Below are 26,128 nucleotides of genomic sequence, written 5' to 3'. Positions count from 1 at the left end.
GACTCCTGATGAGAGCAAAAGCTTCGATGGTGTCACACCGCCCCGACGGCGCGCAAACGCTCGCGGGCCGCTCCATCCAACCCCAGCCAGGTCCGAATGTCGTCGGAATGGGCCCCGGTCTCCGGCGCGGGCGTGACCGGTCCGGGCTCGCTATCGGCGAAGATCACGGGTTGGGCCAGAATCTCGACCTCGCCGCGCTGCGGATGCCTGACTTTGCGCGTCATGTTCAAGTGATGCACCTGCTCGTTGGCGAACGTGCCATCCATGGACAGGATGGGGCCGCACGGCGCGCCGGCGGCATTGAGGCGCTCGATCCACTCCGCGCTCGTGCGCTGACGGGTCCGCGAGACGATCTGCTCGTTGAGCGCGGGGCGGTTTTCCACCCGCAACCCGGCCGAGGCAAAGCGCGCATCGTCGATCAGGCCCGGCATTTCCAGCACGTCGCACAGGCGCGCGAACATGCTCGAACCCATGGCAGCGATATTGATGTAGCCGTCGGCCGTGGGGTAGACACCCGTGGGCGAACTGGTGGGATGGTCGTTGCCGGACTGCCCGGGCACCTCGCCGTCGATCAGCCAGCGCGTGGCCTGGAAATCCATCATCCACACCTGAGACTGCAACAGCGAGGTCTGCACCCAACGCCCCTTGCCCGTCTGTTCGCGGTCCAGCAACGCGATCAGGATGCCGATGGCTGCGAACAGACCGGCGCTGAGATCCGCGATGGGAATGCCGGCGCGCATGGGCCCGCGATCCGCCTCCCCGGTGACGGACATCAGCCCACCGAGGCGTTGCCCGGCACGGGCGGGCCGGTTTGTCCTGGCCGCCTGTTTTTCCTATAGTCTCGCCTTTGGCGTCGGTCGTTGCGGCCGCTGCCGCATCCACTGGCCACAGGAGCCGATCATGAGCGCATCCACCACCCCTCCCGCCGTCGACCCACAGGTCTTGGGCGATCTGGCCTTGAACGCCGCTCACATCGCGCTGTTTGCCATGCGCCAGCAAAAGCCGCAGGAAGCCCTGGGCGTGCTGGAAGACGTCGCCGATTCGCTGCTGCAATACCTGAGCAAAAGCCTGGAATTGCCCGCCGATCAGAAGGCCGCCGCCAAACGCCGCATCACCGAGACGCTGCATCTGGCCCTGGCCGTGACCAAGGGCAGCAAGATCTGAAAGCGGCGCGCAGAGCCGGTGCAGGTGCCGCCGTTCGGCCGGCGCCTGGCCAGTTGCGACTCATCATCCACAGATGCAGATGGCCTGGGTGGCCCATTTCCGGCACCCGCCACAGGGCGATGCGGAGATGGCGTTGACGATGGTGTCGCCGCGCGCCGGCAGGTCGGGCGGCACGAGCCGCTGCGCCAGGGGCTCGTGCCGCAGCCCGCCAACCCTCAGTATTCCCCGCGGCGGCGAATCGGAAACTCCATCTCGGCGTAGCGCACGAAGCGCGAACCGCGTGCCAGGCGGTACCCCGCCCAGATCAGGAAAAAGAGCGGGATGCCGACGTAGGTGGCGGCCGCGCCGGTCCAGTCGATGCGATCCTGAAGAAAGGCTTCGTAGTTCTGCCCTAGCGTGATGGCCAGGCACAGAGAAAAGGCGAACAACGGCCCGAAGGGGAAATAAGGCGAGACATACGGCAAATCCTGCAAGCGGCCACCTTGCGCCACATAGCCGCGCCGAAACCGGTAATGACTGATGGCGATACCCAGCCAGGCGATAAAGCCGGTCATGCCGGAGGTGTTGAGCAGCCAGATATACACCTGATTCGGGCTGAACAGAAAGGACAGAAAACACAGCGCGGCGATCGCCGCGGTTGCCAGCAGCGCCACCAGCGGCACTCCCTGCCGGGATACGCGGCCGAACAGGGCCGGCGCCTTGCCTTCGCGAGCCAGCGCATAAAGCATCCGCGTGGCGGCATACATGCCGGAATTGCCGGCCGAGAGCACCGAGGTCAGCACGACGGCATTCATGATGGAGGCCGCCGCCAGCAGACCGGCCCGCTCGAAAATGAGGGCGAAGGGGCTGACGGCGATGTCGCCGACCTCGTTGCGCAATAACTGCGGATCGGTATAGGGAATGAGCAGGCCGATGATGCCGATGGCCAGCACGTAGAACAGCAGAATGCGCCAGAACACCTGGCGCACCGCACGCGGCAGGTCGCGCGCGGGGTTTCTGGATTCGCCAGCGGCAATACCGATGAGCTCGGTGCCCTGGAACGAAAATCCCACCACCATGGCCACGCCGATCAAGGCGGCGAAGCCCCCGACAAAGGGGGCCTCGCCGACGGTCCAATTATGCAGGCCCGCCCCCTCACCGCCGCGGATGATGCCCAGCAGCATCAACACGCCCATCACGATAAAGGCGAGCACGGCGACCACCTTGATCAACGAGAACCAGAATTCTGCTTCCCCGAATCCGCGTGCCGACAACGCATTCAGGCCAAAGGTGAGCACCAGGAACAGGGCGCTCCAGTAGACCCCGGGCACGTCCGGGAACCAGTACGCCATCACCAGTTGCGCGGCTACGAGATCCACCGCCACGGTGACGGCCCAGTTGTACCAGTAGTTCCAGCCCAGCGCGAACCCGAAGCCGGGCTCGACATAACGCGCGCCATAGGTCGCAAACGAACCGGAAACCGGCATGCTGGCGGCCAGCTCGCCCAGGCTGGTCATGATGAAGTAGACCATCAGGCCGATCAGCCCGTAGGCCAGCAGGGCCCCGCCCGGCCCGGCCTGTGCAATGGTGTTGCCCGAGGCGACGAACAGCCCGGTACCGATGGAGCCGCCCACAGCGATCATGGAAAGGTGGCGCGCCGACAGCGTGCGCCTCAGGCCCGAGGGCGCCGAAACCGACTCGGCTGGCATACCCTGGGCCTGCGAGGAGTGGGGTTGGGTCAAATCATTCTCCAGGAGCGGCTGTCACGAGATCCGCAGCCCTGCCGAGCATAACCCGACCCCACACGCGCCTGCCCGCTCCCTATACGCCCAGGAAGACGAACTGGGATGCGAGCGGCGCGTCGTGTACGACTTCGTCAACGTGATTCAAGGCGAGGCCAGCCTCAAGCAAGCCCTCATCAAAGACAAGCACCTCGAAAACTTATTCGTCCTGCCCGCCTCGCAGACGCGCGACAAAGACGCGCTGACGCAGGAAGGCGTGGGTAAGGTCATCGAAGACCTCAAGGAAATGGGCTTCGACTACATCATCTGCGATTCACCTGCCGGCATCGAAACCGGTGCGCTGCTGGCGGCCTATTACGCCGACGACGCGCTCGCGGTGACCAACCCCGAAGTCTCGTCAGTGCGTGATTCCGACCGCATCCTCGGCATTCTGGCAGCCAAGTCGCGCCGCGCCGTCGAGGGCGACGAGCCAGTCAAGGAATACCTGCTGCTCACGCGCTACAACCCCAAGCGCGTCATCGACGGCGAAATGCTGTCCTTGGGCGATATCGAAGACATTCTGCGCATCAAGATGATCGGGGTGGTACCCGAATCGGAAGCGGTGCTGCAGGCGTCCAACCAGGGTCTGCCCGCCATCCACCTCAAGGACACCGATGTGTCCGAGGCGTACAAAGATGTGGTGGCCCGCTATCTGGGCGAAGAACGCTCGCTGCGCTTTACTGAGTATGAGAAGCCCGGCTTCCTGAAGCGCCTGTTCGGAGGAAAGTAAGCAATGTCCTTCCTGTCGTTTCTGCTCGGCCAGAAGAAAGCTTCGGCCAGCGTCGCCAAAGAACGGCTCCAGATCATCCTGGCGCATGAGCGCTCAGGCCGGGGCGACTCCCCCGACTACCTGCCGCAATTGCAGCAGGAACTGGTGGCCGTGATTTCCAAGTACGTCAAGATCAATCCCGACGATATCAAGGTCAACCTTGAGCGCCAGGACACCCTGGAAGTGCTCGAAGTCAAGATCGAAATGCCGCAGAGCGAAACACAGGCATCCGCCTGATCAAGAAACACCCGGGCTTGACCCGGGTGCACAAAAAAAGGTTCATCGCGGAATAGCGTGGAGCCGTGCTTGATTGCCGTTACGCTTGATCCTTGATTTTTCAAGGATCAAGGCCGGGATCATGCTGGACCGCAAGACGATCGAGAGGTTGGGTGGGTGGGAGGGTTATCGGGTGGAGCGGGTCGTGTGGCCTGAAGGTGAGAGCCGGACGGTCACGATTTACCTGAAGCCTTCAGCGCGAACGATGCACTGCGAGCACTGCGGCAACCGATGTCGGCAGGTGCATGAGACGACCACGCGCCGGGTGCGGGATCTGCCGCTAATGGCGCTGCGAGTGACGCTGGTAGTGCCGCGTCGGCGGGTCTGGTGCGAGCAGTGCGGTGGACCGCATCTGGAGAGGCTGAGCTGGCTGGGCCGTTACCAGCGAGTGACCGACCGGCTGGCCGAGGCGGTCAGCCAGTTGCTTGAGTCCAGCAACATTCTGGCCGTGGCGCGCTTCTTCCAACTGGGTTGGCACACGGTCAAGGCGCTGGACAAGGCCCTGCTGCGACGGGCGATCCAAGAGCCGGACTGGAGCCAGATCCACTACCTAGCGATGGACGAGTTCGCTCTACACAAGGGCCATCGTTATGCCACGGTCGTTGTCGATCCGATCCGCCGTCAGGTGCTATGGATCGGTGATGGCCGCTCGCGCGAGACGGCCAGAGCCTTCTTCGAACAACTGCCAACTGGGGTTGCCCAGCAGATCCGGGCCGTAGCGATCGACATGACGACGGCCTATGAGCTGGAGATCCAGGCCAACTGCCCCAACGCCGAGATCGTCTACGACCTGTTCCACGTCGTGGCCAAGTACGGCCGTGAAGTGATAGACCGGGTGCGTGTAGACCAAGCGAACCAGTTGCGGCACGACAAGCCGGCCCGCCGGGTGATCAAGTCCAGTCGCTGGCTACTGCTGCGCAATCGCAAAAACCTCGATCCGTGCCAATCGGTAAAGTTGGACGAGTTGCTCCAGGCCAACCAGCCCTTGCTCACCGCTTATCTGATGCGCGATGAGCTCAAACAGCTGTGGTTCTACCAACACCCCGGCTACGCCCGCCAGGCATGGGATCACTGGCTGCAACAGGCTCAGGGCAGCGGCATCGCCGCCTTGGCTCACTTCGCGCTCAAGCTAAAAGCCTATCTGCACGGGATTCTGTCTCGCTGTCGCCACCGGCTCAACACCAGCATCGTCGAGGGCATCAACAACACCATCAAAGTCATCAAGCGCCGCGCCTACGGCTACCGCGATCAGGAGTACTTCTTCCTCAAGATCCGGTCTGCATTCCCCGGTATTCCTCGATGAACCGAAAATATTGGGGCTGACCGCCGACTCGAAGAAATACAGCTTGCGCTTGTGATCCCCCACGGTACGCCAGCGGGTCGAGGAAATATTCGGCTGATCCGGCGTGGTGATACCGTAAGGCACCGATGCGTTGCGGATGACGCTAAAGACACTGGCCAGCGCCATGTCCGGGTTTTCGCTCTTCGGGATGGCGTTGATATAGAACATGGCGCGGGCAAAGCGATCGACCGACCGGTTGGTGCCGGGCAGAACCACCGTGCCACCGACTTCGCGCCAATAGGCCTCCTGAGCCAATTGCTTCTCGAAGATAGGCGAATTGGTCATCACCTGGTACTCACGCGAGTGATGGATCACCTGCTTGCCGTCGATGTACTCGACGATGGCGCTGTCACCCGTGCTGTCGGACAGCGACAAATGCAAGGTCGCCAGACGACTCTCGCCAGGCACCTTTTCGGTCACGATGGTGAAAGGTTCTTTCTCCAGCGCAGTCACCGCTTCGGCCACGGTGGCGTAATTGTCCAGCACGTATTGCGCCCAGGCCGACACGGCCAGCGGCGGTTTGTCGCCCGTCGGCTTCGGATAGTTGGACTCCACCAGCCAGAGCACGTTGGCGGACAGACCCGCCTCGTTCACGCCATCCGTGGTCGAGATATCGTACCCGCTGGCGATCACGCTGCCGTACTTGGACGTCCAGCGCAACCCGCCAGGGCCTCCCGCACCGTCGCGCGCCATGCCGCGCGGAAAAATCCATAGATTGGTGCCCACATCGACCTTCCAGTCCATGGAGCGAGCGGTAATGATGTTGCCTTGCGGCCCGAGGTAGACCACGCGCGTGCATGCTTGAGCGACAAGCGGCGCGCATAGCAGCGCGGCCGCAGCCAAGCGGCCGGCCCTGCCCAGGCGTTTACGGAGCGATCGTTGAACTTGCGTTGTCATGCCGGCTTCCTTCCAAAGGGCGACGCCCGCCCCGCCCTGACATTATCCCAACCCGCGAGCGGCGCGTAAAACAAAAATACGGCTGTCACTCCGCCGCCACACCCGCGAGCGCTTCTCTGGCTTGCGCGCCGCGATAGCAGGAGCGTCCCGCCCGCTTGGCCTCGTACAGCGCACGATCGGCCCGGTCGAGCAACACATCCAGCGTCGCACCATCCTGCGGAAAGAGCGCGATGCCGACCGATACGCCAATGGACGCGCTGACACCGGCAAAAGGATATGACAGCACGGCGATCAGCAGACTCGCCACCCGCTCGGCGGCCAGCGCATCCGCGCCCGGCAGCAGCACGACGAACTCGTCGCCACCCAGGCGCGCGACGACATCGCTGCCGCGCACGGTTTCGGTCATGCGCCGGGCCGCCTGCTTGAGCACACTGTCGCCTGCGGCATGGCCATGCTGGTCGTTGACGGCCTTGAAGCCATCCAGATCGAGCATCAACAGGGCCAAGGGGCGCTTCTCGCGTTGCGCGGTACGCATCGTCAACTGCGCCAACTCGCGAAACAGAAGCCGGTTGTTCAACCCGGTGAGCGGGTCGTGATAGGCCTGCTCGCGTGCGCGGGTCAAGGTCCGGGCCGCATGCACCAGCGCGGCTGCCAGCTCCTCGGTCTCGCGAAAGGAAGTCTCGGGCACCCAGACCGGCGCCCCCCCGCCCCAAGGCTTCGGCCGGCGTGATCAGGGCCCTCACCGACCGGGTGATGGAACGGGCCAGCGCATAGGCCACCATCAGGGCCGCGACCAGCACCAGCAAGCCAGAGACCATGGCCAGCGACATGGAGCGGTACAGCCCCGAGCGCAGCGTGGCCGACGGCGCACCCACGGCCACCGATCCACCCGGTATGCGCGTAAAGGCCGTCAATACGTCCACGCCATCGCGCGTCATCGTATGCAGTATGCCTTCGGTTCCTTCGCTGACGGCTTGCATCAGGCTTGGTGTGGACGCACTGCCGACGTGATTGAGTTCATCGCGCGAGCGCGCAACGATATGTCCGCTATCGTCGAGCACGGCAACCACCCAGCCAGAGATCAACGGATAACGCCGCAAGGCCTGGCTCAGGCGGTCCGAGCGTACCTTGGCGTAGAGGGCGTGATCGGCGGATTCGCCCAGACGCACCGGCAGGCCCATGAGCAGACATGCCTGGCCTGCCCGAGCACCGGACTGCACACCGGAGACCGCCACGGCTTCCGGGCGCAAGCGTGCGGCCAGCAAGGTGTCAGGGATGCGCGTGGCGCAGTGAGCATCGCCCACGTTCAGCAGTATCCGCCCCGCCCCATCGGCCAGCACAAAACCATCGACGCCCTGCAGACTCATGATCTGCACCATACGGCCGCTCAGACCGGCAAGGTCGACATGGCGCAACTCCTCGGAGGCGGCCAGCACGCGCAGTCCGCCTTCGACGGTGTTGCGGTCATGCTCTAGCCCCGCGCCGACGGCGCGAGCCGTCTCCACCACGGATTGATACACCCGCTGTTCGCGCAGGGTGTAATCCTCGTAAGCGACGGCAGCCGCAATCAGGCAGGCGGGCAACGCACATACCGCCCCCAGGGCCAGCAAGGCCTGCTTGAGAGTCATGCGCCGCCGCGTCGTCCACAGCGAGAGAGAGCCTTCATCCATGAGCCACGCCTTCCAGGGCAGGTGCCCACGACGGGCACCTGCCCAGTGTAGGCAGCACAACGGGCGAAAGGATGGATGCTTACATTAATTTCGCCGGCAGCCGCTTTCTTGTCCTTGCATGTCGGTTTATTTCTCCTGGCAGGTCACCCTCGGGGCAGCGCCTCGTCAAGCCCCTCGGTCAGCGCCAGCGCCTGCCGCTCGAAAAGACGCCGGTAAATGCCCCCCTCGCGGCGGATGAGTGCCTCGTGGCTGCCCGCTTCGACGACCTTGCCGTGATCCATCACCAGCAACCGGTCCAGGGCGCGCACGGTCGATAACCGATGCGCGACGACCAATGTCGTGCGGCCCTGCATCAGCCGTGTCATGACGGCCTGGATCAGGACCTCGCTTTCGCTGTCCAGACTGGAGGTCGCCTCATCCAGGATGAGGATGGGCGCATCGGCCAGGAAAGCGCGTGCAATCGCCACCCGCTGGCGCTCGCCGCCGGAAAGTTTGACGCCGCGCTCGCCCACCAGCGTCTCATATCCCTTGGGCAAGGCCATGATGAAATCGTGCGCGCTGGCCTGGCGGGCGGCCTCCTCGACCTCCGCCCGCGACGCATCGGGACGGGCATAGGCGATGTTCTCGGCTAGCGTGCGATGAAACAGAATCGGCTCCTGCTGCACGATGGCGATCTGCCGCCTGAGCGAGGCCTGGCGCACCAGAGCAATGTCCTGCCCATCGATGGTGATGCGGCCGCTGTCGAGGTCGTGCAGGCGCTGGATGAGTTTGATGAAGGTCGTCTTGCCCGACCCCGAATGCCCCACCAGGCCGATACGCTCGCCCGGCGCGATGCGAATCGAGAAGTCTTCATACAACGGCTTTTGCTGCGCCCCATAGCGGAAGGTGACGTGTTCAAACCGGATCTCGCCGTCGGCCACCTTGATGGCCCGCGTGCCCTGCCGGTCTTCCACACCCAGCGGCTGCGTATCGAGCATGACCAACTCTTCCATGTCATTGATCGAACGCTGCAGGTTGCGCAGGTTCATGCCGACTTCGCGAAGATAGCCCTTGAGGACGAAGAACATCGTCATCGCAAAGGTGATATCTCCCACGCTGGCTTTCTCGTTGATCCAAAGGTAGAGCGACACCCCGAGCATGGCGGCCTGCATGGCCGTCATCATCACGCCCTGCAGCCCGCCGTTGAGCGTGACTCGCAACCAGGAGCGGCGCGTACGCGCACGCCACTTGGCCAGCACACCTTCGAAGCGGGTTTCTTCACGCGACTCGGCGCCAAAGGCCTTGACCACGGCATTGCAGCTGACCGCATCGGCCAGTGCCCCGCCCATGCGCGTATCCCAGGCGTTGGACAGCCGGGCAGCCGGAGCGACGTAGCGCAGCGCCATGACGACCGCCACCCCGATGTAGAGCAGCGCACCCAGACCCACCACCAACCCCATCAGCGGCCAGCTCACCCCGAGCAGCACGGTCGCCCCCACCAGCATGACCACTGACGGCAGCAGTGCCGTCAGCAGGGTGTCATTGAGCAGGTCGACAGCCCAGATGCCCCGTGTGATCTTGCGTACCGTCGAACCGGCAAAGCTGTTGGCATGCCAGTCCGACGACAGGCGTTGGACTCGGTGAAAGGCGTCGCACGCCATGCCGTGCATCAAGGTCAGCGTAAACGGAATGATGTTGCGAAACGCGATCTGGCGCAGCAAGGTGCCGCCCCCCCCCAGCGCCACCAGCATCCAGAAGGCCGTCAGCGCGGCATGCCAGACCGCTTGCTCACCCGGCGAGCCGGACACCAGCGCATCCACCAGCCGCCCGGCGTACATCGGCGTGAGCACATCGGCCCCCGCCGAGAGCAACGCCATTGCGGCCACCACGCTCAGGCGCCAGGACTGTTTGACCCAGCGGCGCAGCGTGAAAACCAGCACATTGCGGAAAGTCTGCCCGCGGCGTTCTTGGTGGGATCTAGCCATAGTAAATAGGCCGGCACGAGGGCCGGCACGCAAGGAGAGCAACAGCGCCTACCGCAGACGCGGTAAAGGCAGCGTAGGGTCAGGCCGGAGAAGGCGCGGCGACCCGCCAGGTCTCGCCCGGCATTGGTGCCGCACGCGCGACCGCTCAAGTGCGTCGCGCAGGCAGGCGCAGGTGGGCATGCAGAGGCATCGTCGCTCGCCCCCTGCATGTGAAATGGTCAACCGTACCGCCCGGGCACAGAGAAGCGTCAGTTTAGCGCGGGTGCCGGCCGCCCGCGCAGAGCCCCCCGTCGGCCAAGGGGTATGCCTGGCCGATATACATAGAATTATAATATATAGAATACTAAGCAATAAACGGAAGTCATCCATGTCATCTCCTCCCCCCCGCCTCCATCGGCCGGCTGCTCGTCAACAGCGGCCGCCAATGGCGCAAGCGCATCGACCAGGCCCTGGCCTGCGAGGGCCTGTCGCAGGCCACCGCCTGGCCCCTGCTGGTGCTGCGCGTGCACGGCGTGCCGCTGCGCCAGGGTGTTCTGGCCGACGAGATAGGCGTCGAGGGCGCGTCATTGGTCCGGGTGATCGACGCGCTGGAGACGGCCGGCCTGATCGAGCGGTTGGCCGATCCCGAAGACCGGCGCGCCCGCTGCGTCACCTTGTCGGCTGCCGGCCAGGCCAAGGCGGCGGACATCGCCCACATCGTCGACCGGGTGCGCGCCGACGTCGTCAACGGGATCGATCCGGCCGAACTGCGCATCGCCGAACGCGTGTTGCGGGCCATACAGCAGCGGCTCGAAACCCTCAACACCTCAGACTCCCAGGCATGATCGCGAAGATCTTCACCTACCGCCCCACCCTGAGCGATGCCATCTTCTCGAGCAAGAATTTCATTGCGTCCATGCTGGCGCTCTACCTGTCGCTGTGCCTGGACTTTCAGCGTCCCGGCTGGGCCATGGCCACGGCCTACATCATTGCTCATCCGTTGTCCGGCGCGCTGACGTCCAAGGCCATCTACCGTGTCATCGGCACATGGTTGGGCGCAGCCGTTGCGGTACTGCTCGTGCCGAGGCTGGTCAATGCGCCGGCGCTCATGTCCGGCACCCTGGCGTTGTGGGTGGGTCTGTGCCTGTATGTCTCCATGCTGGACAGGCGCCCGCGCAGCTACATCTTCATGCTGGCCGGCTACACGGCAGCCATTGTCGGTTTTTCGAGCGCGACCGAACCCCTCGCGGTCTTTGATACGGCACTGGCGCGCTGCGAAGAAATCACCCTGGGGATTCTGTGCGCGACGCTGGTCAGCCATCTGATTCTGCCGCGCCATGTCGGCGGGCTGATCGCAGCGCGCATCGAAGGCTGGTTGCGTGACTCGGCCACCTTGCTGATCGACAGCCTGCATGGCCCTCAAGGCCACAAGCGCATGCCGCACGACATGCAGAACCTGGCCGCCGGGGTGGCGGAGCTGCGTACCTTCTTCGTTCACCTGGCCTATGAGAAACCTCAGTTGCGCGGGGGCGAAGGCGCGTTGCGCATCCTGCATGACCGCATGTCATTGATGCTGCCGGTCATCGGCGCCATCTCCGACCGCGTCACCGCGCTCACCACGCTAGCCGCAGGGACCTGCCCCGATGACATTGCCCGCCTGACCGGCCTACTGCAGCGGTGGCTGCGTCCGCCGACGCACGACGATGATGCGGCCAATCTGCACCGCTTGCGCGTGGCCATCGGCCAACTGCGCAGCAGTGCACAGATGACCCGCTCGCCGCCCGGCACGCAGGCCTGGGAGGCCATTCTTCGTACCAGCCTGGCCATGCGCCTGGACCGGCTCATCGAACTGCGCCAGGACGCGCATGATCTCTGGCGTCATATCGAGCGCGGCGACGTGCCGCGGCGCCGCGTCGCTCGCCGCCTGCCAACCGCGGAACTGCGCGACCATGGCGTGGCCTTGCGCTGCGGCGTGGCGAAGGCGCGGCTGCGAAAGGCCGAGCCATTGTCGGTGAGCAAGCGCTGGATGGTCACGCCCAGGCGCTGGTAGTAGGCCACTGCGTCCTTGAGGAACTGGACGGCGCTGGGGAAGCGCTCGTCGGGGTGGATGTCGGTGAAGGCCACGCGGGCGTGGTCATCGATGGCCACGAAGACGAAGTCCCAGCCGGCCCCCTCAACGGTATCGCGTCGGTTGCCCGTGACCCGGTGGCCAGGGCGCTGGATACGTCCCAGCTTCTTGATGTCGATGTGCAGCAGATCGCCGGGGGCCTGATGCTCGTAGCGCACCACCGGCTCGGCCGGCTCCAGGTCGGCCAGGTGCGACAGACCGGCGCGGGCCAGGACGCGGCTGACGGTGCTGGCTGACACGCCCAGCGCCTGGGCGATGCGCACTTGGGTCAGCCGCTTGCGGCGCAGCTCCACGATAGCCAGCGCCTTGGCCGGCGCAATCGCTCGGGGCGAGACCGTCGGGCGCGAGGACGCATCGGCCAAGCCCGCCTGGCCCTGAGCCAGGAAGCGGCCCAGCCATTTGCGCACAGTCGGCGCGGTGACCCCATAGGCGCGGGCCGCTTCAGGCACACAAACTTGATGGGCGATCAATTGCTGGACCATTTCGAGGCGACGTAGGAAGGTCAATCGGGCATGCTTATGGGTGTTCATCCGGCCGGGCTCCTTGAGTGAACTGGGGGGTTGGCGATTTCCAGTTTCTCAAATCCGGTTCGGATGAACCATGCATACAACCTATTGAATCTTCACAGCTAGCCGCCCTTCGCGCCCGCTAATCAGGCCCTCATGACTCGCATCCTCCATCTCATCGTCTTTCTCGTCGGCCTGGCCGCCATCGGCTGGATCGGCGTCGGCTATCTCGGCAGCAATCCGTTGGCGCTGTCCGTCACCGCCCTGATCGGTGTTTGCTACCTGGCCGGCGCGCTGGAGCTGCTGCGCTATCAGCAAGCCACGCGCAGCCTCACGCATGCCCTGGAGCGTTTGTCCGAAGCCCCCGCGCAACTTGGCCCCTGGCTCGACGTGCTGCCCCAGGGGTTGCGCAATACGGTCAGATTGCGCATCGAAGGCGAACGTGCCGGCTTGCCGGGTCCGGCCCTGACGCCCTACCTGGTTGGGCTGCTGGTCCTGCTGGGCATGCTGGGGACCTTTCTCGGTATGGTCGCCACGTTGCGCGGGACCGGACTGGCCCTGGAAAGCGCCACCGACCTGGCCGCCATGCGGGCGTCGCTGGCCGCGCCGGTCAAAGGCCTGGGGTTTGCCTTTGGCACCTCGGTCGCGGGCGTGGCTGCCTCGGCCATGCTGGGACTGCTTTCGGCCCTGTGCCGGCGCGCGCGCCTGCAGGCCGGCGAATTGCTCGACACCAAGGCCGCCACGACGCTGCGCGGCTATTCACTGGCCCATCAGCGGGGAGAGAGTTTCCGGTTGCTGCGCAGCCAGGCAGACACCCTGCCGCTGCTGGCAGACCGCCTGGCGGCCATGATGGCCTCGATGGAAAACCAGAGCCAGGCGCTGAACCAGCGGCTGCTCGACGGACAGCAGGCCTTCTACGGCAACACCGAGGCGGTCTACGGCCGTCTGGCCAGCTCGGTGCAAACCGCGCTCACGCACAGCGTGGCCGAAAGCGCCCAGGCCGCCGGGGCTGCCATCCAGCCAGCGGTGCAGACCACCATGCAGACCCTGGCGCGTGAGACCAGCGCCTGGCGCGACACCGTCACCCAGGCGCTGCAGCAGCAGATGGACGAGCTGTCCCGGCGGCTGGAGCAGACCAGTTCGACGTTGGCCGACCATTGGAGCCAGGCCTTGGCCGAACAGCAGCAGGCCAATCTGGCGCTGAACCAGGATCTGCGCGCCACGCTGGAGCAGTTCGGCGCCAGTTTCGACGGCCGCGCATCGGCGTTGCTGACCGATGTCTCGGCCCGGCTGGACACGACCGCCGCCACCTTGGCCGTCAGCACCGAACAGACCGCCAGCGGCTGGTCCGCCGCGCTGGCCGACCAACTCGACACGGCGCTGAACCGGTTCGCGGCGACTTTCGAAAGCCGCTCCAGCCGCCTGCTCGACGACGTCGCCGCCCGCTTGTCCAGCACCACGGACAGCGTCGCGCAGACCACGGCGGGCGTGGCCGCTATCTGGAAAGCGGCGCTGGCCGAACAGCACGCCGCGCAGGCCACGCTGGCGCAGGATCTGCGCGTGGCGCTGGAGCAATTCAGCACGGGCTTTGACGGCCGCGCCACCGATCTGGTTGCGCGCATGGATGCGCGCCTGGACGGCGCGGCCAGCGGCATCGCGGCCCATGTGCAGGCTGCGCTGGGCGCCTGGCAGGCCGCGCTGGGCGAGCAACGCCGCGGCCAGCAGGACGCCGCCCAGGGCTTGCACGACGCCCTGCAGCAGTTCTCCGCCTCCTTCGAGACGCGTTCGGCCGCCCTCATCGACGGCATCGCTACGCGACTGGAAGGCACGGCCCGGACCGTCACCCAGGGTACGTCCGACACGTTGCAACACTGGCAGGCCGCACTGGCCGAACAGGCGCAAGACCAGGCCCGCCTGTCCGACGCGTTGCGCGCCACGCTGCAGGATTTTTGCTCGGCGTTTGACCAGCGTTCCATCGGCCTGGTCGACAACGTCGCCAGCCGCATGGACCTCACCACCGAGCAATTGGCTCAGGCCTGGCGCGAGGCGCTGGGGCGCCACGAGGCAGCCAGCGCCTCGCTGGCCGATGCGCACCACGTCGCCCTGGACGCAGCGGCCGAACGATTCGAGGCCCATTCCGCCGCGCTGCTGGCAACGGTCGACCAGGCCCATGGCCGCCTGCATGGCGAACTGGCCACCCGCGACGAAGCGCGCCTGGCCACCTGGACCGAATCCCTGGCCGATGTCGCCGCCGCGTTGCGCGCGGAATGGGAGACCACCGGCAACCGCACCCTGGCGCGCCAACAAGAGATCTGCGATAGCTTTTCGGCTGCGGTCGGCGCCATCACCGCCCTGGCCGATGCGCAGTCGCAGCGCATGATCGGCGAGATCGAGCACTTGCTCGAAGCCGCCTCGCAAGCCCCCAAGGCCGCCGCGGCCATGGTGAGCGAGCTGCGCGAAAAACTCTCCGACAGCATGGCGCGCGACAACGCCATGCTGCAAGAGCGCGGCCATCTCCTCGAAACCGTGGACACCCTGCTGCAGGCCATCAACCACGCCAGTCATGAACAGCGCGGGGCGGTCGACGCCCTGGTGGCGTCTTCGGCCGAACTGCTCGAGCGTGTGGGACAGCGCTTTACCGACCACCTCGAAGGGGAGACAGGCAAGCTGGGCGCAGTCGCAGAACAGGTCACGGGCAGCGCCGTCGAAGTCGCCAGCCTGGGCGAGGCGCTCGGCGCGGCGGTGCAGACATTCGACCAGGCCAACGCCAGGCTCATCGGCCAGCTCGAGCGCATCGAGGCGGCGCTGGCCAAATCGCTCACGCGCAGCGACGAACAACTGGCCTACTACGTGGCACAGGCCCGGGAGGTCGTCGACCTGTCGCTGCTGTCGCAGAAGCAAATCATGCAGCAGTTGCAGCAACGCGACCGTGACGGGGCTCAGGCCACATGAACGACGAGCTCGATGCCGGCCTGGACGCCCCGGCGCCTGCCTGGGCGGTCTTCGGCGACCTGATGTCGGTGCTGCTGGGCGCCTTCGTACTCATTCTGGTGGGGATCATCGGGTTCCAGTTGCAGTTGACAACCAAACTCGATGAAGAGGTTAAAGAAAGGCAGGCTGAAACCCAGCGCCGCGAGACCCTCGAGCAGGCCTTGGCCGGCCCTCTGGCCGCCGGACGCGTCACGCTGGTCGACGGCCGCATCGGCATCAGTGGCAGCGTGCTGTTCGCGCTGAACTCCGACCATCTGGTACACCGGGCCCTGTCGCACTTGCGCTCGCTCTCGCCCGACTACCTGCATCAGTTCATGGCCTATGTGGACACGCTCTGCGGCCTGGAGCGCTTGAATACGGCACTGCCCTCACCCGCCAAGACTAGTCCGGGCAAGCCGGCAAAGCGGCGTGCGGGCCGAGCTTCATCCAATCCCTGACGCCTAATTCGCGGCTGGGAGCCACGCTGAGCACCTCGCCGTCCTGCGACTGCACCACCGATGAGGAGGCCTCGACGTCTGCGTGACCGGCATAGCTGGCATGCGTGTGCGCCGCAGGTGTGAACAGCCAGGGCCGGCGGCCTTGCCACCCGCGCGCGATGGTCTGGACCTGCGTGCCGGGCGGATAACGCATCGGGCCCATGACATGAGGGCAGATAAGCGTCCCTGCGCTCAATGCAAAAAAAGTGCCATCGTCGTGCAGACGCAGACTCGCTTCGGCCAACCACATCCCCGCCAGACGCAGGCTCTGGCCTTCTTTCAGGCTGATGATCCAGCGATCCGGATCGATATGACCGTCGGTGTAGGCCGTACCCGCGCTGGCGCGCAGGCGCGCGCCAGCGATGGCCAGGGGGTGGGCGGCGCCGGCAGCCAACGTGCATTGCTCGAATACCGCACGGCCACCTTTGAACTCGAACTCGATCGGCAGCGCGGCGTCACACGACCAGCCATGCACACGTTGGGGGCCGTCGCCAAACACCGACATCGACAGCACGTCGCTACCGATCTCGGCATGACTCTGGGCGTCGTATCGGGTGGAGACGCGGCGTGCCAGACGACGCGCGGCGATCCCCTGCACCATGACGGGCTGGGCGAACTCCGCCTCGACGAAGCTCTCGGGGTGTCCGGCGCGCTGCAATTGCAGACGGCTGCCGGCGGGCATGGCGATCCCGTCGATCGTCTGCGCGTGCTCCAGCACCAGCGCACGCGCGGCCTCCTGCCGCGCCACGACTTGCTGGTAACGCCAGACCGAATGCGCAAATGCCACGCCATACGCCAGCAACGACGCCAGGGGCAGCAGCAGAACCAGGGCACGCCAGGGGTGCCGGCGTATCGCCGCGCGCCAACCCCGGCTCACCGCCAGCCCCAGCCCCCACACCACCAGACACACCAGGGCCAGCAGGGACAACAAAGGCAGAAGATAGGACCAGATAGAGGGAATAGCGGCGGCAATCATGGCTCAATCATACCCAGACCAGGGATTGCCGCCCGCAGCCATGCGGCTTGGAGGGCTGTCACGAAATACCCTGCTACACTCGGCCCATCCTTTTGGGGAGTAGCCTCCTTTCCGTTGCGGAAAGGGCACGCGTCAACACTCTTGGCCCGACACGGCCATGGCGCGCGCAGCCTGCCGGCCTGGCGAGACCATGGACCTTTCCTGCTGCGCCGGGCGGCAGGCAGAGGTCTATGCGTACGTTGCCCGGCTGGAGCTGTTAATGAATCTGTTGTCCATTCTGGTGCTGGCCTTTGCCATGTCGACCGACGCTTTCGCGGCCGCCGTCAGCAAAGGCGCCGCCTTGCACAAACCCCGTTTCTCCGAAGCCTTGCGCACCGGCCTGATCTTCGGGGTGATCGACGCGATCACCCCCGTCATCGGGTGGGCGTTGGGCTCCATCGCCGCCACATTCATCGCCGACTGGGACCACTGGATTGCCTTCGGCATGCTCTGTGTGCTGGGGGTCATGATGATACGCAATGGGCTGTCAGGGCCGCAGGAAGAGGCCGCTCCCCCTTCCCGACACGGTTTCTGGCTTCTGGCGGCCACGGGCTTTGCCACGAGTATCGATGCCATGGCCGTGGGAGTGAGCCTGGCCTTCATCGACACCAATATCGTACTCACCGCCATCGCCATCGGCCTGGCCACGCGGACCATGGTGACCCTGGACGTCATGCTTGGCCGCGTCCTGGGCGCCATGGCGGGCAAGCGCGCCGAGATCCTGGGCGGTGTGGCTCTGATCGGTATCGGATCGACCATTCTCTACGAGCACCTGAGCGCCACGGCCGGCTGACGTCAGCGCGCCTGCGCCTGGATGGGGGTGCCGGCTATGGCGAAGGCGCCCCCACCGAGATGATGCAGCGTATGCAGATCGCGGTTGTCCTGACTGAAATTCCAATGCCCGCCGGCAAAAATGCGGCTGTCTGCCGCCGCGCTCACGACCTCGGCAAAGCAGGTGTCGTAAGCGTCTTCGGTATGCGTCTCGGGGATCCAGCGGCACTCCATCCAGGCGGCCATGCCGTCTTCCAGCAAGGGCAGGCCCAGCGCCGGACCGCTCAGGGGTTCGACACCGCAGCGCACGAATTTGTCACCGTCGCGGCCAGACACGCTCCCCACGGCATAGGTCAGATCGGCCGCCTTGGCGCCCGGGATCAGCAGTCCGAAATGGCCGCTGGCCTGCATCAGCTCACGCGTATAGGTGTGCTTGTCTATCACCACCGAAATGCGCGGCGGCGTGAATTCCACCGGCATGGACCAGGCCGCGGCCATGATATTGCGCACGGCGCCATGACGCGTGGTGATCAGCACCGTCGGACCATGATTGATGAGGCGGCTGGCATGCTCGAGCGCCACCACTTGAAAATGAGAGGGCATTCTGTGCTCCTGGCTGCGGCGCGCCGCAAGACCCGCCAACGGGGTCACACCTGCGGGCTGCGCCGCCCCAAGCTTAGCGCGGCAGCACCCTCGGCACGCGTGCTACAGTCTTTTCCCGCGTGATTGCTCGGTCACGAGGAGAACACATTGCCCGTCCGCTTTGCCCATTGGTTACGCGCCTTTGCCCCGGCTCCCGTCGGAGCCAGCCTGCGAGAAAAATGCTATGGCGCCCTGGGTGCGCTGCTTGGACTGTTATGCACCGCATGGATAGCCCGCCTGGCGCTGGGCCAGGCCAGCCCCTGGTTCATCCCGCCCATGGGCGCCTCGGCCGTATTGCTCTTTGCCGTGCCGGCCAGCCCGCTGGCGCAACCCTGGTCGATCCTGGGCGGCAACGTTGTCTCGGCCCTGATAGGCGTGGTCTGCGCCCGCTATATCCCTGATGTCGCGCTGGCCGCGGCCGCCGCGGGAGGGCTGGCCATTGCCGCCATGTTTGCCTTGCGTTGCCTGCACCCGCCCGGCGGCGCCGTGGCCCTGACAGCCGTGCTCGGCGGCCCTGCCGTGAGCCAACTGGGGTTTGGCTTTGCGATCTGGCCAGTCGGCATCAATTCGCTGGCGCTGCTGTGCGTGGCCGTGATGTTCAATGGCCTGCTCAAACGCCCTTACCCCAAACGAACGCACGATACCCCCTCGCCGCATGCGACCCGCAACCCACTGCCCAGTGAACGCCTGGGATTTTCGGCCGACGACCTGCGGCAGACGCTGGATTCGCACGAAGGCCTGCTGGATATCAGCCCCGACGATATCCAGGACATCATCCTGGCCGCCGAGGCCCGCGCCGCCGCACGCCGGCATGCCACGGTGCAATGCGCCGATATCATGTCGCGCGACATCGTGCGCCTGTCGCCGCAGGACACGCTGGACCATGCCCAGGCGTTGATGCGCCACCACCGCCTGCACACCCTGCCGGTGGTCGACCCCGCCACCGGTGCCTACCTGGGCATGTTGCATGAGCATGCCGCCCAGGCGGGCCAGGCGGCAGGCCGCGCGCTGGTCGATTGCCTCAGTCGCGATGGCGCCTTCGCCACCGAAGACCTGCCGGCGGTCACCCTGGCGCGCCCCATGGCCGACGGGTTGCATGGCGTGCCGGTGCTGGACCACGATGGGCAGCTAAAGGGGGTGGTCACGCAATCCGACCTCATTGCCGCCTTGTATCAGATCACCCTGAACCAGGAAGAAATACGGCCGTCCGCAACCTAAATGCCACGGACGGCCGTCAGGTGCATGCCGGACGGTCAGGCGACTTTATGCAGCCAGCCGTGCTTGTCCTCGCTGCGGCCGCGCTGGATATCCTCGAGCGCGGCTTTTAGACGCACCGTGATCTCGCCCACCGCCCCGGAACCGATGGTAAAGCCGTGCTGGCGGCCCTTGACCTGGCCGATCGGGGTGACCACCGCCGCGGTCCCGCAGGCAAACGACTCGACCAGCTTGCCGCTCTTGGCATCGGCCTCCCACTGGTCGATGGCATACGGCTCTTCGCGCACTGTCATGCCCAGATCGCGCGCCAGGGTGATCAGCGAGTCACGGGTTATGCCGGGCAAGATGGTGCCGGTCAGCGGCGGGGTCTGCAGCGAACCGTCGGCAAAGACGAAAAAGACATTCATGCCACCCAGCTCCTCGACCCAGCGGCGCTCGACCGCATCGAGGAACACCACCTGGTCGCATCCTTGGCGCGCGCCTTCGGCCTGGGCCTGCAGGCTGGCGGCGTAATTGCCGCCGCACTTGGCCGCACCGGTGCCGCCGGGCGCGGCGCGCGTGTAGTTATCCGACACCCAGATCGTGACGGCCGAACCGCCCCCCTTGAAATAGGCGCCCACCGGTGAGGCGATGACGGCGTACAGATAATCGGCGGACGGCTTGGTGCCCAGCGCGACTTCGGTGGCGATCATGAAAGGGCGCAGATAGAGCGAAGCCCCATCGGCCGACGGAATCCAGTCGCGCTCTAAGCGCACCAACTGTTCGACCGACTCGACGAAGACGGCTTCGGGCAGCTCGGCCATCGCCAGACGGGCCGCCGAGTTGCGGAAGCGCCGTGCATTGGCTTGGGGGCGAAACAGCGTGGCGCTGCCATCGGGCAGGCGATAGGCCTTGAGGCCTTCGAAAATCTCCTGCGCGTAGTGCAGCACCAGCGTCGACGGATTCAGGCGCAGATCGGCGCGCGCCTCGATCTTGGCATCATGCCAGCCGCGGTCCGCGTTATAGCGCACGGTGGCCATATGATCGGTGAAGATCCGGCCAAATCCCGGATCCTGGAGCAGGCGCTCACGTTCGGCGGGCGCCACCGGACTCGGGTGGCGCTCAAGCAGGAACTCGGGTTTGTCTTGACTCATGTGTGTCTCCAGCTAAACAGGAATAAGCGGCTCGCAAAAGCATACCGCCAATGCGTGCGCCATTGAAATCACTATCGCTCAGGACGCGGCGGGCGCGGGATCGCGAGACGACTGCGCCATACGCAACGCAAACTGCGACAGCACGCAGGCGACGGCGATCACCAGCACGGCCGCGCGCAACGGCGACGAACCCAGGCCAGCCAGGCTAGTGCAGATTGCCCCGATGGCCATCTGAGTGCAGCCGTAGAGCCCCGACGCCGAACCGATGACCTGCGGGTTGACGCTCATGGCAAGCGTCAGCGCTGCCGGCGAACAGGCTCCTGCGCCGACGCAAAACACAAACATCAGCCCCATGGTCAATGTGGTGTTCATCACGCCGCCCAGCACGCAGACCAGCAGGGGGAGCACACTGATGGCGCTCAGCAGATTGCCGCCCATCAGCAGGCGGTCGATCGGAACGGTGTTCAGCAAGCGCCCGCAGATCGCATTGCCCAGCCATACCCCGGAGACCAGAATCGCCAGGTAGACCCCGACCTCATGCTCGGGGCGATGCAACTGATCGATGAAGATGAACGGCGCGCTCGCCACGAAGGCGTACATGGAGGTCGTCGCGCAACCGCCGCCCAGGGTATAGCCCACGAAACGCGGTGAACGAAACAGCGCGCGGTAGTCACGCAGCAATCGGGATGGCGTCAGGGCCGCGGTCTGCGGCAGCGTCTCGGGCAATTTGCGCCAGGCCAGCAACAGATTGGCCACGCCCAGCAGGCACAGCACCACCAGAATGGAACGCCAACCCAGCGTGGCGGCCAGAAAGCTGCCCAGCAAGGGCGCCAGGGCGGGCGAGATCATGACCATCATGTTCATGAGCGCAAGCCGCTTGGCAGCCGAACTGTCGGCGGCCGTGTCGCGCACGATGGCGCGCGCCAGCACTAGGCCGGCGCAGCCTCCCAAGGCCTGGAACAGCCGCGCGGCGATCAGCGCATGGGCGTCCGGGGCCAGCGCCGCCGCCAGGCCCGCCAGCGTATAGATGAACAAGCCGCCCATCAGGACAGGGCGGCACCCAAACCGATCCGACAGCGGGCCGTAGACCAACTGCCCGCCGGCCAGGCCCAGGATGTAAAGACTGACCGTCATCTGCATGGACGCATTGCTCGCGCCCAGATCCTTACCCGCCATCGCCAACGCGGGCACGAAGATATGCATGGCCAGCGTGCCGCTGAACGTAAACACCGCCAGCATCCACAACTGCACCCGGGGGATGGCCTTGCTCACGCGCTTTCTCCCTCGCCATCGAGCCGCTGGCAGATGAGATCGAGCAGCGCGCAGGCGCGCAGCACCTCCTCATCGGGCAGGTCGGCCAGCGCGGCCTCGCGCACCTGCCGGGCGACGGCCTCCACCTGCTCGACCACCGCCTGCCCAGCGGGCGTGAGCACCAGCGCCTTGGCGCGCCGATCCTCGGGATCCGGCTGCCGCGCCAGCAGACCGCTGGCTTCGAGCGCATCCAGCACCCTGACGATGGAAGAGCCATCCAGCCCCAACGAGGCGGCCAAGTCTTTCTGGCGCATGGGATGGCCGGCGCGCGAGACGCGCAACAAGGGCAGCCAGGTGGCTTCGGTCAATCCGAACGGGACGAGACGGCGATCGGCGGCACGGCGCCAGCTGCGCGCGGCCTGGGCAAGCAGCGGCCCGAAACGGACGGCTGCCGAGGTGGAATCCGGCATGGACAATACAATTAGATGATATGCAAACTAATTGTATGCCATTAATTGAAGCCTATGCTTGCATGATCCACTCACCGATACGCTGGGCCAGCGCGTCGCTGTTGTCATCCATCATGAGCATGTGCGAGTTGCCGGCGATGCCCATATCGGCCAGCTTCCAGGTCTGAACCCGTGCGCCCTGCCCGCTCAGGCGGGCGGCATACGCCAGACCGCTGGCACTCAATTGCGCCCACAACGGCGTGGCGTCGAGGTAATCGCCATAGACGAACAGAAAGCGTTTGTCCGCCACGCAGTCGGCACGCACGTCGGCGGAAAACCCCGAGGGTTCGATGCCAATGAGCCCTCGCACCAGGTCGGCACGCTCGTGCAAGGCCCGATAGGCGACCTCACCGCCGTGGCTGTGGGCCAGGACCAGGCAGGGCCCCACCCGATCCAGTACGGCGCAAAAAGCCGCCAGCGCGGCGTCGTTATTGCCGAGCCAGCGCGGCACGGCGTGCCGGATGAAGGCGTCGAACGCCTGCACCGGAAACCGTTGGCCCGGGAACGGCCGCCGCTGGGCGTAATCGTCGGCGCGGCCGAAACGAAACAACGACCAGCTTTCTTCGGCCGTGCGCATGATGGGCGCGTCGGGCCAGACGTCCGTAAACGGTGCCCACCCGGCGCGGCCGCGTTCGACGTTGTCCACCACATAGACCGCGTGGCCTTGCTGCAGGAAGTGCCGCAGCCATCCGGGCCGGCCGTCCGGCGTCTGCTCCCACATGCTGCCGGTCATGCCGCCACCATGCAACAGCACCAGCGGCAAGGGCTGCACCCGCCGCTGGGGGATGAAATACTGCACATAGGCCTGGCCGAAGTGATACAGGCCGTTGGGGTCGTAGGAGTACGCCGCCGTGCGCGTGAACTGAATGTCGCGCACGGGCTGGCCCTGCAGCCGGACCTGCTCACCGCCGGCATAGAAACTGCCGACATCGGCCAGATGCAGACTCACGGTTTTTTCACCAGCGGGCATTGGCTTTCGGACAGCGGCCAAACCAGGGTGTCGCCGGGGATGGTGCGCACGATGTTGTAATAGTCCCAGGCGCCCTTGGACTGCTCGGGGGTTTTGACCTGCGCCAGCATCATGTCGCGCACCACCAGGCCATCCTCGCGGATGCGGGCGTTCTGGCTGAACGCGTCGTCGATGGGCAGCGCCTTCATCTTGGCCATTACGGCATCGCTGTCCGTGGTGCCGGCCGCCTGCACTGCGCGCAGATAATGGCGCACCGAACCATAGACACCGGCCTGCAGGAAGGTTGGCGGATGGCCCACGCGGGCCTGGAAGTCCTTGGAAAACTTGCGGGTGCCCTCATTCATGTCCCAATACGACGGCACGGTCAGATAGGTTTTCTGCGCGGCCTGCAGGCCCAGGCTGTGCACGTCGGTGAGCAGCAGCAGCATGGCTGCCAATTGCTGCCCGCCACCGGAGACGCCGAACTCGGCGGCCTGCTTGATCGTCGAGATGGTGTCTCCGCCCGCGTTCGCGATACCGATGATCTGCGCCTTGGACGCTTGCGCCTGCAGCAGGAAGGACGCGAAATCGGACGCGTTAAGCGGATGGTAGACCGTGCCCAGCACCTGGCCTCCATCGGCCTTGACCACGGCTTCGGTATCGGCGGCAAGCTGTTTGCCGAACGCATAATCGGAGGCCAGGATGAACCAGCGCTTATTGCCTTCCTTGACCACGGCGTTGGCCGTACCGCGCGACAGCGCGTAGGTGGTGTAGGTCCACTGCACGCCATATGGCGAGCATTGCGCCTGGCTCAACGCCGTCGTGCCGGCGCTGGAGACCAGAACGAGTTTTTTCTTTTCGCGGGCGATGCCTTGCACCGCCAACGCCACCGACGAATTCGGGACGTCGACCACCACATCCACGCCGTCGGCGTCGTACCACTTGCGCACCAGGCTGCTGCCGATGTCCGGCTTATGCTGATGATCGCCCACCACCAGGCTCACAGGCTTGTCCAGCACCCGGCCGCCCACTTCCTCGATCGCCATGCGCGCGGCCTCGACCGACCCCTTGCCGGTGGCATCGGCCGTGACGCCAGCCATGTCGGTCAGTACCCCAATCTTGACCCCGTTGGCATCATTGGCCTGCGCGCTACTGAACGCCAGGCCCAACGCCAGTGCAGCAATACTGCGATAGTGCATCATGGTCTCCCCCATTGTCTGCCACCTGGATGGTGGCTGAATTTATTGTGCGGCAGTGTATTCCTGCCGGCGCCGGCTGTCAGACAATCTTTGCCGCTTCTCGCCCGGCCCCGGCGGCTCCCACCGGGCGGCTACTCCGGAAACAGCAGACGCGTGAACACCGGTTCGACCGCCGCGCTGCGTTTGCCGTCACTGCCGAAATACCGATTCTCGCGGCACAGACGTTCGCGGGTGTCGCAAAACACCCCGTTTTCGTAGGTAAATGCCTGGTGATCGAACGCGCCCTGCTCGCGCAAGGCGCCAGCGGCCTGCGCGCCGAGATACTTCTGGGTGAGCGCGGTCGAGAGGCCGCGCGCATCGGCGCAGAAATGGCTGTCACACAGCACGCCGGCCTGAGGCGTGCGCAATGGTTTGGCAGGCGCGGCCTGCACCGCCGCAGCGGCCAGAGCCAACGCCATGATCGAAAGCCGCTTCTTCATCCGTGTCCCCTCGATGACGTGTGAATGACGGCGATCTTAGCCTGACCCGCCTCATCGGGCCGATCCCGATCAAACCAGTGGATGGAAACAGGCGGCCAGGCGCCGATCGCCCTGGCCGGCCAACGGCGGCACCGCACTCTTGCAGTCGGCCTGGGCACGGGCGCAGCGCGGATGAAAGGCACAACCGGGCGGCAGATGAGTGGGCGATGGGATCTCGCCCTCGATCTTCATGAGACGAATACGCGCCTGGGGATCGGGCACGGGGGACGAGTCACGCAGCACCCGGCTGTACGGATGACGCGGCGTATCCAGTACCTGCGCGGTAGGCCCCTGCTCGATGATGCGCCCCAGGTACATCACACACACCGAGTCGCAGAAGTGGCGCACCACCCCGAGATCATGCGAGACGAACACGAAAGACAGCCCCCGATCGCGCTTCAGCCGGTCCAGCAGTTGCAGGATCTGTGCCTGCACCGACACGTCCAGCGCCGACACGGGCTCATCGGCCACGATAAGCTCGGGATCCAGCACGAGCGCGCGCGCAATGCCGATGCGCTGCCGCTGCCCGCCCGAGAACTCATGCGGATAGCGGTCCAGCGTCGAAGCAGGCAGCCCCACCTCGTCGATGGCTTGCTCGACCTTGCGCGCGATCTCGTCTGGCGTGCCCATGCGATGCACATGCAGCGGTTCGGTCAGCGCCTGGCGCACGGTGCGCCGCGGGTTCAGTGACGCGTAGGGATCTTGAAACACGATCTGCACGCGCCGGCGCAAGGCCCGCATGGCCTGTCCGCCAGCACGCCGTATATCCTGCCCGTCGAACACGATGCTGCCCTCGTCCGGCTCGATCAGGCGCAACAGCGTGCGCGCCACCGTGGATTTCCCACAGCCGGACTCGCCCACCAATCCCAGCGACTGGCCTCGGTGCACGCTGAAGGAAACATCGTTGACCGCCCGCACGACCTGCTTCTGGCCTCCCAGCCAACCGCCGCCGCTCTCGAAGCGCTTGACCAGGTTCCTGACCTGAAGAATGTCGTCCATTTGAT

General features: G+C 65.5%; 24 protein-coding genes, 4 pseudogenes and 1 riboswitch. Of the genes and pseudogenes, 13 read left to right on the top strand and 15 right to left on the bottom strand.

From position 1 onward, the window contains the following. Positions 1–32 precede the first annotated feature (32 nt). A complete protein-coding gene (locus tag LK440_RS01220) occupies positions 33–773 on the bottom strand; it encodes a CaiB/BaiF CoA transferase family protein (protein ID WP_017685711.1) in 741 nt (246 codons plus the stop codon). 127 nt (positions 774–900) lie between these two features. On the opposite strand from LK440_RS01220, the gene LK440_RS01215 reads away from it, so the two are divergent. Next, a complete protein-coding gene (locus tag LK440_RS01215) occupies positions 901–1,164 on the top strand; it encodes a hypothetical protein (protein ID WP_005016233.1) in 264 nt (87 codons plus the stop codon). Between the two features lie 215 nt (positions 1,165–1,379). Here the strand turns inward: LK440_RS01215 and LK440_RS01210 are convergent, their stop codons facing one another. Then, entirely contained in the window at positions 1,380–2,852 is a 1,473-nt protein-coding gene (locus LK440_RS01210; RefSeq protein WP_005016235.1) for an amino acid permease, read from the bottom strand. Positions 2,853–2,985: 133 nt separating this feature from the next. Between LK440_RS01210 and minD the strand changes: the two are divergent. The 3 genes and pseudogenes from minD to LK440_RS01195 all read left to right on the top strand — a co-directional run. Then, positions 2,986–3,654: pseudogene (gene minD / locus LK440_RS01205) on the top strand (septum site-determining protein MinD); the annotation flags it as partial. A 3-nt stretch (positions 3,655–3,657) separates the two neighbouring features. Next, positions 3,658–3,930, top strand: coding sequence for a cell division topological specificity factor MinE (gene minE, locus LK440_RS01200; protein ID WP_005015207.1), 273 nt, complete (start codon positions 3,658–3,660; stop codon positions 3,928–3,930). A gap of 121 nt (positions 3,931–4,051) precedes the next feature. Further along, positions 4,052–5,272 (top strand): ISL3 family transposase, encoded by a 1,221-nt coding sequence (locus LK440_RS01195; protein WP_005011985.1) that lies wholly within the window; start codon positions 4,052–4,054, stop codon positions 5,270–5,272. A gap of 3 nt (positions 5,273–5,275) precedes the next feature. Here LK440_RS01195 and LK440_RS01190 read toward each other — a convergent pair. Both LK440_RS01190 and LK440_RS01185 read right to left on the bottom strand, forming a co-directional pair. Then, positions 5,276–6,208 (bottom strand): annotated as a pseudogene (locus LK440_RS01190) (linear amide C-N hydrolase); the annotation flags it as partial. An 85-nt stretch (positions 6,209–6,293) separates the two neighbouring features. After that, complete coding sequence (locus tag LK440_RS01185) at positions 6,294–6,896, bottom strand: GGDEF domain-containing protein (protein ID WP_017686012.1); 603 nt, start codon at positions 6,894–6,896, stop codon at positions 6,294–6,296. Between the two features lie 140 nt (positions 6,897–7,036). On the opposite strand from LK440_RS01185, the gene LK440_RS01180 reads away from it, so the two are divergent. Both LK440_RS01180 and LK440_RS01175 read left to right on the top strand, forming a co-directional pair. Continuing rightward, the gene (locus LK440_RS01180; protein WP_135238896.1) at positions 7,037–7,219 is read left to right on the top strand and encodes a hypothetical protein; all 183 of its coding nucleotides are present in this window, start codon (positions 7,037–7,039) and stop codon (positions 7,217–7,219) included. Further along, positions 7,216–7,683 carry a hypothetical protein gene (locus LK440_RS01175; protein WP_017686014.1) on the top strand — a complete coding sequence of 156 codons (468 nt, stop codon included), beginning with the start codon at positions 7,216–7,218 and terminating at the stop codon, positions 7,681–7,683. The genes LK440_RS01180 and LK440_RS01175 overlap by 4 nt, the downstream gene beginning before the upstream one ends. A gap of 338 nt (positions 7,684–8,021) precedes the next feature. Here LK440_RS01175 and LK440_RS01170 read toward each other — a convergent pair whose 3' ends face one another. Continuing rightward, on the bottom strand, positions 8,022–9,842 hold the full coding sequence (locus tag LK440_RS01170) for an ABC transporter ATP-binding protein (RefSeq protein WP_032826942.1): 1,821 nt from the start codon (positions 9,840–9,842) through the stop codon (positions 8,022–8,024). Positions 9,843–10,345: 503 nt separating this feature from the next. On the opposite strand from LK440_RS01170, the gene LK440_RS01165 reads away from it, so the two are divergent. Together LK440_RS01165 and LK440_RS01160 are read left to right on the top strand one after the other, a co-directional pair. Beyond that, positions 10,346–10,666, top strand: coding sequence for a MarR family winged helix-turn-helix transcriptional regulator (locus tag LK440_RS01165; RefSeq protein ID WP_230580953.1), 321 nt, complete (start codon positions 10,346–10,348; stop codon positions 10,664–10,666). Next, on the top strand, positions 10,663–11,871 hold the full coding sequence (locus LK440_RS01160) for an FUSC family protein (protein ID WP_005016249.1): 1,209 nt from the start codon (positions 10,663–10,665) through the stop codon (positions 11,869–11,871). Before LK440_RS01165 ends, LK440_RS01160 begins: the two co-directional genes overlap by 4 nt. Here the strand turns inward: LK440_RS01160 and LK440_RS01155 are convergent. After that, positions 11,796–12,479 (bottom strand): annotated as a pseudogene (locus LK440_RS01155) (IS481-like element IS481 family transposase); the annotation flags it as partial. The gene LK440_RS01160 and the pseudogene LK440_RS01155 sit on opposite strands and share 76 nt — an antisense overlap. A gap of 132 nt (positions 12,480–12,611) precedes the next feature. Here LK440_RS01155 and LK440_RS01150 point away from each other — a divergent pair. From LK440_RS01150 to LK440_RS18020, 3 genes and pseudogenes are all read left to right on the top strand, one after another. Beyond that, a complete protein-coding gene (locus tag LK440_RS01150) occupies positions 12,612–15,407 on the top strand; it encodes a DUF802 domain-containing protein (RefSeq protein WP_005016251.1) in 2,796 nt (931 codons plus the stop codon). Then, positions 15,404–15,736, top strand: a pseudogene (locus LK440_RS17810) (DUF2894 domain-containing protein); the annotation flags it as partial. The gene LK440_RS01150 and the pseudogene LK440_RS17810, both read left to right, overlap by 4 nt. Continuing rightward, positions 15,725–15,883 (top strand): DUF2894 domain-containing protein, encoded by a 159-nt coding sequence (locus LK440_RS18020; protein ID WP_242697806.1) that lies wholly within the window; start codon positions 15,725–15,727, stop codon positions 15,881–15,883. The pseudogene LK440_RS17810 and the gene LK440_RS18020, both read left to right, overlap by 12 nt. Here the strand turns inward: LK440_RS18020 and LK440_RS01140 are convergent. Then, positions 15,828–16,898: a hypothetical protein gene (locus LK440_RS01140; RefSeq protein ID WP_005016253.1), complete on the bottom strand. Its 1,071-nt coding sequence runs from the start codon at positions 16,896–16,898 to the stop codon at positions 15,828–15,830. The two genes, LK440_RS18020 and LK440_RS01140, sit on opposite strands and share 56 nt — an antisense overlap. A gap of 88 nt (positions 16,899–16,986) precedes the next feature. Then, positions 16,987–17,153, top strand: a riboswitch (yybP-ykoY riboswitch). A gap of 4 nt (positions 17,154–17,157) precedes the next feature. On the opposite strand from LK440_RS01140, the gene mntP reads away from it, so the two are divergent. Beyond that, positions 17,158–17,730: a manganese efflux pump MntP gene (gene mntP, locus LK440_RS01135; RefSeq protein WP_005016255.1), complete on the top strand. Its 573-nt coding sequence runs from the start codon at positions 17,158–17,160 to the stop codon at positions 17,728–17,730. Between the two features lie 2 nt (positions 17,731–17,732). Here mntP and LK440_RS01130 read toward each other — a convergent pair whose 3' ends face one another. Continuing rightward, on the bottom strand, positions 17,733–18,311 hold the full coding sequence (locus tag LK440_RS01130; protein WP_005016256.1) for a flavin reductase family protein: 579 nt from the start codon (positions 18,309–18,311) through the stop codon (positions 17,733–17,735). Between the two features lie 147 nt (positions 18,312–18,458). On the opposite strand from LK440_RS01130, the gene LK440_RS01125 reads away from it, so the two are divergent. After that, a complete protein-coding gene (locus tag LK440_RS01125) occupies positions 18,459–19,568 on the top strand; it encodes an HPP family protein (RefSeq protein ID WP_005016257.1) in 1,110 nt (369 codons plus the stop codon). Between the two features lie 35 nt (positions 19,569–19,603). Here LK440_RS01125 and LK440_RS01120 read toward each other — a convergent pair whose 3' ends face one another. From LK440_RS01120 to LK440_RS01090, 7 genes are all read right to left on the bottom strand, one after another. Further along, positions 19,604–20,698 carry a branched-chain amino acid aminotransferase gene (locus LK440_RS01120; protein ID WP_005016261.1) on the bottom strand — a complete coding sequence of 365 codons (1,095 nt, stop codon included), beginning with the start codon at positions 20,696–20,698 and terminating at the stop codon, positions 19,604–19,606. Positions 20,699–20,776: 78 nt separating this feature from the next. After that, positions 20,777–21,970 (bottom strand): multidrug effflux MFS transporter, encoded by a 1,194-nt coding sequence (locus LK440_RS01115; RefSeq protein WP_005016263.1) that lies wholly within the window; start codon positions 21,968–21,970, stop codon positions 20,777–20,779. After that, on the bottom strand, positions 21,967–22,419 hold the full coding sequence (locus LK440_RS01110) for a MarR family winged helix-turn-helix transcriptional regulator (protein WP_005016266.1): 453 nt from the start codon (positions 22,417–22,419) through the stop codon (positions 21,967–21,969). Before LK440_RS01110 ends, LK440_RS01115 begins: the two co-directional genes overlap by 4 nt. 52 nt (positions 22,420–22,471) lie before the next feature. Next, a complete protein-coding gene (locus LK440_RS01105; protein ID WP_005016268.1) occupies positions 22,472–23,428 on the bottom strand; it encodes an alpha/beta hydrolase family protein in 957 nt (318 codons plus the stop codon). Then, positions 23,404–24,621, bottom strand: coding sequence for an ABC transporter substrate-binding protein (locus LK440_RS01100; protein ID WP_005016269.1), 1,218 nt, complete (start codon positions 24,619–24,621; stop codon positions 23,404–23,406). Before LK440_RS01100 ends, LK440_RS01105 begins: the two co-directional genes overlap by 25 nt. Positions 24,622–24,737: 116 nt before the next feature. Further along, complete coding sequence (locus tag LK440_RS01095; RefSeq protein WP_005016276.1) at positions 24,738–25,085, bottom strand: YcgJ family protein; 348 nt, start codon at positions 25,083–25,085, stop codon at positions 24,738–24,740. A gap of 69 nt (positions 25,086–25,154) precedes the next feature. Beyond that, complete coding sequence (locus tag LK440_RS01090) at positions 25,155–26,123, bottom strand: ABC transporter ATP-binding protein (RefSeq protein ID WP_025341245.1); 969 nt, start codon at positions 26,121–26,123, stop codon at positions 25,155–25,157. Between the last annotated feature and the right edge of the window lie 5 nt (positions 26,124–26,128).

Source organism: Bordetella holmesii, from assembly GCF_020735985.1.
Lineage (GTDB): Bacteria > Pseudomonadota > Gammaproteobacteria > Burkholderiales > Burkholderiaceae_B > Bordetella > Bordetella holmesii.
Note: the sequence above shows the minus strand (reverse complement) of the source record. Positions and strands in the feature narration are given on the sequence as shown.